Origin of the sequence: Streptomyces sp. NPDC096048 (assembly GCF_044763415.1) — a bacterium.
Classification (GTDB): Bacteria; Actinomycetota; Actinomycetes; order Streptomycetales; family Streptomycetaceae; genus Streptomyces.
Window position 1 is genome coordinate 35,450 of sequence record NZ_JBIWGG010000017.1, and the last position, 13,976, is coordinate 49,425.

The following is a 13,976-nucleotide window of genomic DNA, read 5'->3' on the forward strand; positions in this document are numbered from 1 at the left end:
AAACACCTGGTTTACACCTCCGCGACCGGACCGGGCTTGACCTGCCTCGACCGGCTGTCCCAACGTGTGGACCTCGTGAACCGGCGGCGGACCCGCCACGGCCCGCACCCTCGATGCGGTGCCCGTGCCGCCGGCCCCGTGGGCCGAGGGCGCTTTCCTGTCAGACCGGCCGGTCGGCCATCCGCCGGCCGGGCCGATACGGCTTGTCACGTGAGGGTTGTGCTATGTCACTCCGCAAGGAGACTCTCCCCGAGGACGAACTCCGACCGCTGTCCGGTGCCCAGGCAGGCCTCTGGTACGCGCAGCGGCTCGCCCCCGACAGCGCCGCGTACAACACGGCGGAGGCGGTGGAGATCCACGGCACCCTGGACACCGAGCTGTTCGAGGCGGCGCTGCGCCGCACGGTGGACGAGGCCGGCACCTTCGCACTGCGCTTCCAGGACACCGACGACGGCCCCCGCTGCGCCCCCGCGGCGGACGCGCGCGACTGGCCGCTGCACCGGACCGACGTGAGCGACGCCCCCGACCCGGTGGCCGCTGCCTGGGAACTGATCCACGCCGACCTGGCGACCCCCGTGGACACCGACAAGGACCCGCTGTTCGCGCACACCCTCCTCACCCTCGCCGCCGACCGCCACATCTGGCTGCTGCGAGCCCACCACATCCTGCTCGACGGCTACAGCTACAAGCTCCTCGGGCGCCGCCTCGCCGAGGTCTACAACGCGCTGCTCCAGGAACGCGACCCCGCCCCCTGCGGTTTCGAACCGGCCGACCGGCTCCGCGTCGAGGAGGCGGCCTACCTCGCGTCCGAACGCCACGCCCGCGACCGCGACCACTGGGCCCGGCGCCTGGCCGGCCTGCCGGAACCGGCCCGCCTCACCCGCCGGACGGCCCCGCCGCGCGCCCCCTTCCTGCGCCGCGCCGCCGAACTGGACGCCCCGGACGCCGAGGCGCTGTCGGCCGCGGCCACCAGGCTGGACGTCACCCGCGCCGACCTGATCGCCATCGCCGTCGCCGCCTACCTGCACCGGATGACCGGCGCCGAGGACCTGGTACTCGGCATGGCCACCATGAGCCGGCTCGGCAGCGCGGCACTGCGCACCCCGGGCACCGCCTCCGACGTACTGCCGCTGCGCGTCACTGCCCGGCCCGGCACGGAACTGGCCGAGTTCGCCCGCACGGTCGCCGCCGAACTGACCGCACTCCGCCGCCACCAGCAGTACCGGGGCGAGTCCGTCCGCCGGGACCTCGGCCTGCTCGGCACCGGGCGCCGCCTGTACGGACCCGTGCTGAACATCGTGCCCTTCACCGAGGAGCTGGACTTCGGCGGAGCCGCGGCCACCTGGCACCACCTGTCCGGTGGCGCTGTCGACGACCTCCAGATCAACGTCCGGCCCGGCACCCGCCCCGGCACCCTGTGGTTCAGCCTCGACGCCAACCCCGCCCTGTACGAAGAGGACGAACTCGCCCTCCACCGCGACCGGTTCCTCGCTCTGCTGCGGCGACTGGCACAGGCCGCCCCCACCACCGCGCTAGCCGGCCTCGACCTGCTGCTGCCCGGCGAACACCCGCGCGACCTGCCGGTGCGCGAACTCCCGGCCGACACCACCCTCACCGCACTGTTCGAACGGCAGGCGCGGGCCCGGCCCGACCAGGTCGCCGTGACCCACGAGGGCACCCACCTCGGCTACGGCCGGCTCAACGAAGAGGCGAACCGGCTGGCCCGGCTGCTCGTCGAACGCGGCGCGGGCCCCGGCCGGGTCGTCGCCCTCGCCCTGCCCCGCGGCCCCCGGCTGTTGCCCGCACTGCTGGCCGTCCTCAAGACCGGCGCCGCCTACCTCCCGCTGGACCCCGGGCACCCGGCCGAGCGGCTGCGCCTGGTGGCGGCGGACGCGGCACCGGTCCTCCTGGTCACCGAGAGCGGCCTTGCCGCGGACCTCGGCGGCGACACCCCCACCGTCCTCCTGGACGACCCTGCCGTCACCGCCGCCCTCGCGGCGCTCCCGGCGGGCGACCTCACCGACGCCGAGCGCGGCGGGCCGACCGGCCCGAACGACATCGCGTACGTCATCCACACCTCCGGCTCCACCGGCCGCCCCAAGGGCGTGCCCGTCCCGCACGGCAATGTGGTCCGGCTGTTCGCCGCCGCCTCCGAGCACTTCGACTTCCGCGCCGAAGACGTGTGGACCCTCTTCCACTCCTACGCCTTCGACTTCTCCGTCTGGGAGATGTGGGGCGCCCTGCTGCACGGCGGCCGCCTCGTCGTCGTGCCGTACGAGGTCAGCCGCTCCCCGCGTCACTTCCTGCGCCTGCTGCACGACGAGGGCGTCACGGTCCTCAGCCAGACGCCGTCCGCCTTCGAACAGCTCGTGGACGCCGACGAGGAGCCCACCGCCGGAGCGCTGCGGTACGTCGTCCTCGGCGGTGAACCGCTGCACCCTGAGCGGCTGCTCCCGTGGACCCGGCGCCACGGCCTCGACCACCCGGCCCTGGTGAACATGTACGGCATCACCGAGACCACCGTGCACGTCACCCACCACCGCCTCACCCCGGCCGACCTGACCGACCCGCGCCGCGGCAGCGTCGTCGGCACGCCGCTCGCCGACCTGCGCGTCCACCTCCTGGACGCCGGGGGCCGACCCGTCCCGCCGGGCGCCGTCGGCGAGATCTACGTCGCCGGCGCGGGAGTGGCTCCCGGGTACCTGAACCGGCCCGAACTGACCGCCGAGCGCTTTTTGGACGACCCCTACGGACCGGCCGGCGGACGCATGTACCGCTCCGGTGACCTGGCCAGGCGCCGCGCCGACGGCACCCTCGAACACCTCGGCCGCGCCGACCGGCAGGTTCAGCTGCGCGGGTTCCGCGTCGAACCCGGCGAGATCGAGGCCGTCCTCGCCCGGCACCCCGGCGTCGCCCGCGCGGCCGTCGTCGTCCGCGAGACGGGCAACGGCGCCCGGCAGCTCGTCGCCTACACCGTCACCATCGGTGAACAGCCGCCCACCAGCGCCGAGTTGCGCGCCCATGCCGCCGCGCACCTGGCCGAGCACATGGTCCCCGCCGCCTGTGTGACCGTACCGGCACTGCCACTGACCGCCAACGGCAAGCTGGACACCGACGCGCTGCCCGCCCCCGACTTCACCGCAACGGCGGCGGGCGCCCGCCCCGCCACTTCCGGACAGGCCCTGGTATGCACCCTGTTCGAGGACGTGCTCAAGCTGCCCCGGGACAGCGTGGGTATCGACACCGGCTTCTTCGACCTGGGCGGCGACTCGCTGCTCGCCACCCGGCTGCTGGTCCGGTTGCGCCACGCCTCCGGCACCGACGTGCCCATCACCGCCCTGTTCGAGACGCCGACGCCCGCCGCCCTCGCCCGGCTCCTGGGCGGCGGCCCCGACACCGCGCCCGCCGGCCCCGCGCTCGGCGCGCGGCCCCGCCCCGAGCGCGTCCCGCTGTCGTACGCCCAGGAACGCATGTGGTTCCTGAACCGGCTCGACGACGCCGCGGCCACCTACAACATCCCGCTCGCCGTGCCGCTCGGCCCCGGCACCGACACCGAGGCGCTGCGCGCCGCCCTGTGCGACCTCGCCGACCGGCACGAGATCCTGCGCACGGTCGTCGCCGACCACGACGGCACCCCGTACCAGCGGATCCTGCCGCCCGGGGCGCTGCGGCCACGGCTGCGCGCCGTCGACTGCCCCGCCGAGGAGATCGCCGCCCACGTGAGGGCCGCCTCCCGGCACCGCTTCGACCTGACGGCCGAAAGTCCCCTGCGAGCCTGGCTGTTCGGCACCGGGAACAAGCGGACCCTGCTGCTCGTCCTGCACCACGGTGCCGCCGACGGCTGGTCCCTGCGCCCGCTCGCCGACGACCTCGGCACGGCCTACGCCGCCCGGCGCGCGGGCACCGCCCCGGACTGGGACGCCCTCCCGGCACAGTACGCCGACTACGCGCTCTGGCAGCGCGCCCTGCTCGCCCCCGCGGACGGCGTAGGCGCCGCCGAACGGCTGACCTCGTACTGGCGCCGGGCGCTGGCCGGACTGCCCGAGGAGTGCACCCTGCCCGGTGACCGGCCCCGGCCGCCCGCCCCGCGCGGCGGCGCCCACGTCACCGTGCACCTTCCGGCCGGACCGCACCGGGAGCTGGCCGGCCTCGCCGAACGCGAGGGCGCCAGCCTCTTCATGGTGCTGCACGCGGCCGTCGGCGCCCTGCTCAGCCGCTGCGGCGCCGGCGAGGACATCGTGCTCGGCGTGCCCGTCGCCGGCCGCTCCGAAGCGGCCCTGGACGACCTGATCGGCCTGATCACCAACACCTTGGTGCTGCGCGCCGACACATCCGGCGACCCCGCCTTCCGCGAACTGCTGGCCCGGGTACGCGCGGGGGATCTGGCCGCCCTCGACCACCAGGAACTGCCCTTCGACCGACTGGTGGACGAACTCAACCCGCCGCGCCGGCCCGGCCGGCACCCCCTGTTCCAGGTCATGCTCGCCCTGCAGAACCAAGAGCCCGCGCTGCTCCGCCTCGACGGCGACGCCGTGCCGCTGCGGCCCACCGCCACCGGCACCGCCAAGTTCGACCTGTTCGTGGACGTCCTCGAACGGCACACCGCCGCCGGTGCCGCCGACGGCCTGGACCTGCACATCGAGTACGCCACCGACCTCTACGACCCGGCCACCGCCGAGGAGTTCGCCCGCGCCCTGGGCCGACTGCTGACCACCGTCGCCGCCGAACCGGACACCCGGCTCGGCAAGCTCCCGGCGCCCGCGCCGCGCACACCGCCGGGCGTCCCCGCACCCGACACCGCCGCCCTGACCGAGGCCGCCCTCGCCACGCCCGGCGTCCGCGACGCCGTCGCCCTGCCCGGGGCCGACACGGGCGCCCCCCGGCTCTTCGTGGTGCCGGGCCGCGCCGAGGCCGCCGACGGAGTGCGACGGCTTCTGGAGCGCGCCGGAACCGCCGCCGGCACGGTCCGTACCACCGCCGTCGGCATCCTTCCCCGCGCGGCCGACGGCACCCTCGACACGGCGGCCCTCACCGCGCTGCCCGCGGTCGACCGCACCGCCGCCGAGGAATGGCGGCGCGCCCTGGCCGACACCGCGGGCGTCACCGCCGCCGAGGTCGCGGTGGAGAGCGCACCCGAGGAGCCGGCCCGCCGACACGCAGGCCCGGCCCGCCGCCCCGCGCTCCCGGCCCCCGCGAGGACCGACCGCCCGGCGGCCGGACGCCGCCCCGCGCTCAGCGAGGGCCGGGAGCTGCCCGAACCCAGCGTCTCCCGCTGGAGCGAGGCACTCGTGCGCGCCGCCGAGCGCGCCACCGGCGACATCGTGCACGTGCGTGCCGACGGCAGCGAGACCCGGCGCGCCTACGCCTCCCTGATCCCCGAGGCCTCCCGCGTCCTCGCCGGACTGCGCCGGGCCGGACTGCGCCCCGGCGACCAGGTGATCCTCCAGTGCGAGGACAGCGAGGACTTCCTCGCCGTGCTGTGGGGCTGCGTCCTCGGCGGCTTCGTCGCCGTCCCGCTCACCGTCCCCCCGTCCTACGACACCCCCTCGGCCGCCCTCACCAAGCTGGAGGGCATCTGGCGGATGCTCGGCCGGCCCCCGATCGTCTGCTCGGCCGGGCCCGAGGCGGGCCTGCGCCGCCTCGCCGACCGGCAGAACTGGCCCGGCCTGCGCCTGACCACCGCCGACGCGCTCCGGGACGCGCCCGAGGACGGCGACTGGTACGAGGCCCGGCCCGACGACCTCATTCTCATGCTGATGACCTCCGGCAGCACCGGCCTGCCCAAGGCCGTCCGGCTCACCCACCGCAACGTGCTCACCCGGTCCGCCGCCACCGAGGCCATGAACGGGCTCGGCCCCGACGACGTCACCCTGAACTGGATCCCGCTCGACCACGTCACCGGCGTCGTCATGTTCCACCTGCGCGACCTCTACCTCGGTTGCCGGCAGATCCACGCGCCCACCCCCTGGATCCTCCAGGACCCGACCCGCTGGATGGACCTCGCCCACCGCCACCGGGTCACCGTCACCTGGGCGCCCAGCTTCGCCTTCGGCCTGCTCGCCGAGGAGGCCGAGCGCTTCCAGGACCGCGACTGGGACCTGAGCCCCATGCGGCTCGTGATGAACGCCGGCGAGGTCGTGGTGGCCGCCGCCGCGCGCGGCTTCCTGCACACGCTGCGGCCCTTCGGGCTGCCGCAGGACGTCATGCATCCCGGCTGGGGCATGTCCGAGACCTGCTCGGTGGTCACCGACGCGGTGCTCCCGGCCGAACCGAACGGCGCCGACGAGACGTTCATCAGCTGCGGCCTGCCCTACCCCGGCTTCGCCATGCGCGTCGTCGGCGAGGGCACCACCGTCCTCGCCGAGGGCGACGTCGGCCGGCTCCAGGTCCGGGGCACCTCCGTGACCGGCGGCTACCACGACAACCCGGCCGCCGACGCCGAGGCATTTACCGACGACGGCTGGTTCGACACCGGCGACCTGGCGTTCCTGCGCGACGGCGAACTGTTCATCACCGGGCGCGCCAAGGACGTCATCATCGTCAACGGCGTCAACCACTACAGCCACGAGATCGAGGCCTGCGTCGAGGAACTGCCCGCCGTCGAGCGCAGCTACACCGCCGCCTGCGCGGTCCGCTCCGACCCGGCCGCCACCACCGACGAACTGGTCCTCTTCTTCCATCTGGAACCCGGCTCCGACCGCGCCACCGCGCTGCGGGAGATCGCGGGCAAGGTCACCCGAGAGATCGGCGTGAGCCCCGCGTTCCTCGTTCCCGTCGCCCCCGAGGACATCCCCAAGACCGAGATCGGCAAGATCCAGCGGACCAAGCTGCGCAGGAGCTTCGAGGCGGGCGACTTCGACGACGCCGTCCGCGAGTCCGAACTGCTCATGGGCACCGCCGCCACCCTGCCCGACTGGTTCCTGCGGCCGGCGTGGCGCCCCGCCGCGCCCCGCACGCCCCGCGCCCTGCCCGCGGACCGGCACACCCTCGTCCTGGCCCTCGGCGGCCCGCACACCCGGGAACCGGCCGAACGCCTGGCCCGGTCCCTGCGCGCCGACGGTGCCCGCTGCACCGTGGTCACGGACGGACCGTCCTACGCCCGCCTCGACGCCGCCCGCTACCGGATCAGGCCCGCCGACGAGACGGACCACGCGGCACTGCTGGGGGACCTCGAGGCCGACGGACGGACGGTGGACGCCGTCGTCCACCTCACCGCACCGGCCACCGGCGACGCCGCCCCCGACGAGTCGAGCGCCCGCACCCTGCTCACGCTCGCCCGCGCCCTCGGCACCCGCCCCGCGGACCTGCTGCACGTCACGGTCGGCGCCCAGGCCGTCACCGGCGGAGAACTCCCGTGCCCCGCCCAGGCGATGGCCGGAGCCGTCCTCAAGTCGCTGCGCGAGGAGATCCCGGCACGGAGCTGCGTCCACCTGGACGTCGAGCCCGGTGCCGACCCCGTGCCGCTCGTTCTGGCAGAGGTCGCACAGCCGCCCGTGGACGCGGCGGTCGCCTACCGCGACGGAACACGCCACGTGGCCCGGCTGGTACCGCTGCCCGAGAGGCCGGCCCGCGCGGAGCCGCCCGCCGCCGAGGGCTTCCACCTGATCAGCGGGGGGCTGGGCGGAGTCGGCACCGAACTCGCCGCCCACCTGCTGCGCACCCCCGGCACCCGAGTGCTGATCCTCGGCCGCTCCGAACCCGCTCCCGGTGATCCGCGACTGTCCGACCCGGACCAGGTCCGGTACGCCCGCGCCGACGTCACCGACGAGAGCCGGGTACGGGCGGCGGTGGACGCGGCCCGCGACGCCTGGGGCGTCCCCCTCGTGTCGGTCTGGCACCTGGCCGGCGCCCTGGTGGAGCGGCCGGCCGCTGAACTGGACGCCGACGCCTGGACGACGGCCCTGGCCGCCAAGGCCCACGGTGCCTGGACCCTGCACCGGGTCGCGGCCGACCATCCGGTGACCTCGTTCGTCCTGTTCTCCTCCGTCAACGGCTGGTTCGGCGGCGCCCTGAACTCCGCCTACGCCGCCGCCAACGCCTACCTCGACGCCCTCGCCCTGCACCGCCGGGCCCGGGGACTGCCCGCACAGAGCCTGGCCTGGAGCATGTGGCACGAACGCGGCATGAGCAGCGGCTACCGGCTCGCCGCGCTCACCGAGGCCCGCGGCTACCGGGTCCTCGACACCACCGCCGCGCTCCGCTCTCTCGACCTCGCCCGCACCCTGGACGAGCCCCACCTGCTGATCGGCGCCGACCGCACCGTGCCCTGGGTCCGCAGCCACGTCGCCCAACCGGCCCGGGCCGTCAGCCGGCTGGCCGGACGCGTCGCTCTGGAGGAAGGCGCCGACCTCGGCGCCCTGTACCGGGCGGCGGCCGACGCCGCCGGAGCCGTCCCCTGGGTACTGCGCGCCGCCGGCAGCGCCGATCGCCCCGCGCCCGGCGACGGGCCCGGGGCGGAACGGATGGAGCTGGAGCAGCGGCTCGCCGCGCTCTGGTGCTCGGTCCTCGGCCGCGACCGCGTCGGCCGGGACGACAACTTCTTCGACCTGGGCGGCAACTCACTGCTCCTGGTCGGCGCACAGACCGCCGTCAACCAGGCCTTCGGCGCCGAACTGACCGTGGTCGACCTGTTCGCCCACCCCACCGTGCGCGACCTCGCCCGCCACCTCGCCGACCGGACACCCGGGCGCACGGCCCACGACGAGGGCGCCGGGGAACCACCGAACGGGCTCGACCGGGCCAGGGACCAGGCACAACGACAGCGCGCGGCCCGGGCCCGCCGCTCCCCGAGGCACGGAAAGGGCCGAGGACATGCATGAGACCGACGGACCGCGCGAGACCCTGGACGAGGAGGTGCCCGCCGTCGCCGTCATCGGCATGGCGGGCCGCTTCCCCGACGCCGACGACCTGGACGCCTTCTGGGACAACCTCGCCGCCGGCCGCGCATCGGTACGGCCCGTCACCGACGAGGAGTTCCTGGCCGCCGGGGGAGACCCGCGCGACCTCGACGACCCCTCGCTGGTCCGGATGGCCTCCGTCATCGAGGGCATCGACCGCTTCGACTCCGGCTTCTTCGGCTGCACGCCGGCCGACGCCGCCGTCATCGACCCGCAGCAGCGTCTGCTCCTGGAGACCGCCTACCACGCCCTGGAGGACGCCGGCCGCCTCGCGCCGGACGGCGACCACGGCACCTTCGGCGTCTACGCGGGCAGCGGCGACAGCCGCTACTACCCGGCCCACGTCCACCCCCGTTACGCCGGACAGCCCGGCTCCGTCGACCTGGTGCACGCGGCGACCGCCAACTCGCTGGGCACGCTCGCCACCCGCGTCTCCTACGAACTGGGACTGACCGGCCCGAGCATCTCCCTCCAGACCGCCTGCTCCACCGCGCTCGTCGCCGTGCACACCGCCTGCCAGGACCTGCTGGACTACCGCTGCGACACCGCCCTCGCCGCCGCCGTCTCCGTCAACCCCTCGGCACTGCTCGGCTACCGGCACGTCCCCGACGGGCCCTTCTCGCCCGACGGCCACTGCCGGGCCTTCGCCGCCGACGCCGCCGGCACCTCCTCGGGGGACGGCGTCGGCGCCGTCGTCCTCAAACGCCTGGAGGACGCGCTGGCCGACGGCGACCGCATCCGGGCCGTCGTCCGCGGCAGCGCCGTCAACAACGACGGCCGGCGCAAAGTCGGCTTCAGCGCGCCCAGCGCCGCCGGCCAGACCGAGGTCGTCCTCGCCGCCCAGGCCCAGGCCATGGTGGACGCCGGCACCATCGGCATGGTCGAGGCGCACGGCACCGCGACCCGCCTCGGCGACCCCGTCGAGGTCGCCGCCCTCACCGAGGCCTTCCGCGAGACGACCGACCGCACCGGCTACTGCGCGCTCGGCTCGGTCAAGACCAACATCGGCCACCTCGGCGCGGCGGCCGGCATCGCCGGGTTCATCAAGGCCGTCCTCGCCCTGGAACACCGGCAGATCCCGCCCAGCCTGCACTTCGAGCGGCCCAATCCGCTCATCGACTTCGCGGCCGGGCCGTTCCGCGTCCCCACCGCCCTGGAGGACTGGCCCGACGCCGGCCACCCCCGCCGGGCCGCGATCAGCGCTTTCGGTATCGGCGGCACCAACGCCCACGTGCTGCTGGAAGAGGCCCCGGGGCCCGCGCCCGCCCCGCGGCCCCCCGCCGAGGAGACCGGCCGGCTCGTGCTGCCGCTCTCCGCCCGCACCGCCGGCGCCCTGCCCGGCCAGGCCGAGGCCCTCGCCCGCCATCTCGAACGCCGCCCGGACCTGCCCCTGGCCGACGTGGCACACGCGCTGCGCACGAGCCGCCCCGCGCTGCGCCACCGGCTGACCGTCACCGCCGCCTCCCGCGAGGAGGCGGTGACGGCCCTGCGCTCCGCCGCACCCGCCTCCACGGCCGTGCCCGACGAGCCGGCCCAGGTGGTGTTCCTGCTGCCGGGCGGCGGCACCCAGTACCCGGGCATGGGCGCGGAGCTGTACCGGGAGCACGCGGTCTACCGCGACACCGTCGACGAATGCGCCCACATCCTGCGCCCCGCCCTCGGCACCGACGTACGCGCCGCCGTCTTCGAGGGAGCCGGCGACGACCACACCGCCACCTTCCTCGGCCTGGTCGTCACCGAGTACGCCCTGGCCCGCACCCTGATGGCCGCCGGCGTGCGGCCGGACGCCCTGATCGGCCACTCGCTGGGCGAGTACCCGGCCGCCTGCCTGGCCGGGGTCATCGACCTGGAGGACATGCTGCCGCTGGTCACCGAACGCGTCCGGCTGATCAGCGGGGCGGGCGGCGCGACCGTCGGCGTCGCGGCCCCGGCCGAGGAGGTGCGGCGCCTCCTCGACGACGAGCTGTCCCTCGCCGCGGTGAACGGGCCCGCCGCCTGCACCGTCGCCGGGTACGAGGATGCCGTCGTCCGCTTCGAGCGGGAACTCACCCGGCGGGACATGCCGTTCCGCCGCCTGCGGATCCCGGCCGCCGCCCACTCCCACGTCCTGGACCCGGTCCTGGAGACGTACGAGAAGCACCTGCGCGCCGTCACCCTGCGCCCGCCCCGCATCCCGTTCGTCACCAACGTCACCGGCACCTGGATCACCGACGCCCAGGCGACCTCGGTCCGGCACTGGATCGACCACACCCGCCGAACCGTGCGGTTCACCGACGGCGTCGACGCCCTGCGCGAGCGCGGGCTCCCGGTCCTGGTGGAGATCGGCCCCGGGGACACCCTCACCAAGCTGGCCGCCGCGCAGCTCGCCCCTCGGCAACCGGTGACGGTGACCACCATGCGGCACGCCAAGTCCGACGCCTCGGACGACTTCGTCCTCAGCGAGGCACTCGGACGGCTCTGGAGCGCCGGGGTGGCCGCCGCACTTCCGCCGGTGCCGGGCACGCCGCGGACGGTGCCGCTGCCGCCGTACGCCTTCGAGCGGCACCGGCACTGGATCGACGCCCCCGGCGCCCGTGCCACCGACTCCGACGCCCCGGACACCGGCCGGAGCGAACCGGCCCTCGCGCCTCGGCCCCGGCTCACCACCGCGCACGTACCGCCGGGCACCGGCCGGGAGCAGTCGGTCGCCCGGCTGTGGGAGGAGACCCTCGGCATCGGCGGCATCGGCGTCCACGACAACTTCTTCGACCTCGGCGGTGACTCCATGCGCGCCGTCCTGCTCGCGGGCCGGCTGCGCCGGGCCGGCGTCCTCGACGTGCCCGCGGCCACCCTGCTCGCCGCCCCCACCGTCGCAGGCGTGATCGCCGCCGCCGACGAGGCCGGCCGCCCGACGGCCGCCGCCGATGCCATGGCACCCCTGCTGCCGCTGCGGCCCGAGGGCAGCGCCCCGCCGCTGTTCGCCGTGCACCCCGGCGCCGGCGTCTCCTGGCGCTACACCGGACTGCTGCCCCACCTCGGCGGCGACCAGCCGGTGTACGGCATCCAGGCCGCCGGCCTCGACGGAACCCGCCCGCCCGCGCCCGACGCCCCCGCCATGGTCGCCTCCTACGTCGATCTGGTCCGCGCGGTCCAACCGCACGGCCCCTACCGGCTGCTGGGCTGGTCGTACGGCGGCTTCGTCGCCCACGCCATGGCTCGCGCCCTGCGGGAGCGGGGGGAGCGGGTGGAGCTGCTGGCCATGCTGGACGCCCCGCAGCCGCACGGCGGCGCCTACGACGAGGCAGGCGCCGAACGCCAGGTGGCGGCCCTGCTCATGCGCGTCGCCGGCCTGCCGGTGGACCCGGAGGCCGAACCGCCGGCCGTGGCGTCCGTGCTCGACCGGATCGGCGGCGAGCCCCGGTCGCACGGAACCGGCTCGCCCGTCACCCGCGAACAGGCCGCGGCCATCGCCGAGGTCATGCGCAACAACCTGCGCCTCGCCCCGCAATTCGAGCCCGGTGCCTTCGACGGCGACGTGCTGTTCTTCAGCGCGGACGCCGAGACGGTCCCGGACGGCTCCGGCGACCTGGCCGTCCTGCCCGGCAAGGCCGACGCCTGGCGGCCGTACGTGCGAGGCACCCTGCACGACCACAGGGTGCCGTGCGGCCACTACGAGATGACCGAACCCGAGCCGCTCGCCCTGATCGGCAAGACCGTGGCCGAGGCCCTCCGCGGTGCCTCCGGCTCCGACGCGGCCGTACCAGTGACGCCCCCAGGAGACCCCGTATGACCGTGACCACCGCAGCACAGGACCTCTACGAGCTGGGCGACGCGCCCGAGATCGGTACCGTGCCGCGCAAGATGTACGCCTCGCTGATCCGCCGGGAGCGCTACGGGCAGCCCGTCGACGCCTTCCGCACCGAAGTGGTCGACGTGCCCCCGGTCGGCCGCGGCCAGGTGCTGGTCAAGGTGATGGCGGCCGGCGTCAACTACAACAACGTCTGGGCGGCGCTGGGTGTGCCGCTCGACGTGATCGGCGCCCGGCAGAAGGCCGGCGCGACCGAGGACTTCCACATCGGCGGCTCCGACCTGTCCGGCGTCGTGTGGGCGGTCGGCGAGGACGTCAACGGTGTCGGTCTCGGGGACGAGGTCGTCGTGCTCGCCTGCCGCTGGGACGAGAGGGCCGAGGACATCCGCCTCGGCGGCGACCCGGCCGCCTCCGCCACCCAGCGGGTGTGGGGGTACGAGGAGAACTACGGTTCCTTCGCCCAGTTCGCCGTCGTGGACGACTACATGTGCCACCCCAAGCCCGCCCGGCTGTCCTGGGCGGCCGCCTCCTGCTACATGGCGACCGCGGCCACCGCCTACCGGCAGCTGTTCGGCTGGGACCCCCACACCGTCCGCCCCGGCGACCCCGTACTGATCTGGGGCGGCGCCGGCGGCCTGGGGAGCATCGCCATCCAGCTCGTCCGGCACGTCGGCGGCATCCCGGTCGCCGTGGTCTCCAGCGAGGAGCGCGGCGAGTTCTGCGTGGGCCTCGGCGCCAAGGGCTGGATAGACCGGCGGGAGTTCGACCACTGGGGCCGGATGCCGGACACCGCCGACGAGGCCGCGATGGCCCGCTGGCTCGCCGGGGCACGCGCCTTCGGCCGGCGCTTCTGGGAGGTGCTCGGCGAACGCCGCAACCCGCGGATCGTGCTGGAGCACTCCGGCGCCGACACCATCCCCACCTCCATGTACCTGTGCGACAACGCCGGCATGGTCGTCATCTGCGGCGGCACCACCGGCTACAACGGCGACGTGGACCTCCGCTTCCTGTGGATGCGGCAGAAGCGTCTCCAGGGCTCCCACGTGGCCAGCGCCCGTGAGGCCCGGGAGATCACGCGGCTCATCGACCAGGGCGCCGTCGAACCCTGCCTCTCCCGCACCTTCACCTTCGAGGAGATCGGCCTGGCCCACCAGCTCATCCACGAGAACCGTCACCCGGCCGGGAACATGGCGGTGCTGGTGAACGCGTCGGAGTGACGCACGGAGGGGCGGGCCGGCCGACCGCCACCACGCGGCCCGGGTGGCGGTGGGGCCGGCCCGTCGCCGTGCCGT

The 13,976-nt window shown here is 75.3% G+C and carries 3 protein-coding genes; all 3 read left to right on the top strand.

Annotated elements, in window-relative coordinates; translation table 11 throughout:
- Positions 1-224 precede the first annotated feature (224 nt).
- From ACIQ6R_RS35050 to ccrA, 3 genes are read left to right on the top strand one after another with little or no spacing between them, the layout of a single operon-like run.
- Complete coding sequence (locus tag ACIQ6R_RS35050) at positions 225-8,819, top strand: amino acid adenylation domain-containing protein (RefSeq protein ID WP_404225897.1); 8,595 nt, start codon at positions 225-227, stop codon at positions 8,817-8,819.
- Positions 8,812-12,666, top strand: coding sequence for a type I polyketide synthase (locus ACIQ6R_RS35055; protein ID WP_404225899.1), 3,855 nt, complete (start codon positions 8,812-8,814; stop codon positions 12,664-12,666). Before ACIQ6R_RS35050 ends, ACIQ6R_RS35055 begins: the two co-directional genes overlap by 8 nt.
- Positions 12,663-13,901 carry a crotonyl-CoA carboxylase/reductase gene (gene ccrA, locus ACIQ6R_RS35060; RefSeq protein ID WP_404186088.1) on the top strand — a complete coding sequence of 413 codons (1,239 nt, stop codon included), beginning with the start codon at positions 12,663-12,665 and terminating at the stop codon, positions 13,899-13,901. The genes ACIQ6R_RS35055 and ccrA overlap by 4 nt, the downstream gene beginning before the upstream one ends.
- Positions 13,902-13,976: the final 75 nt, after the last annotated feature.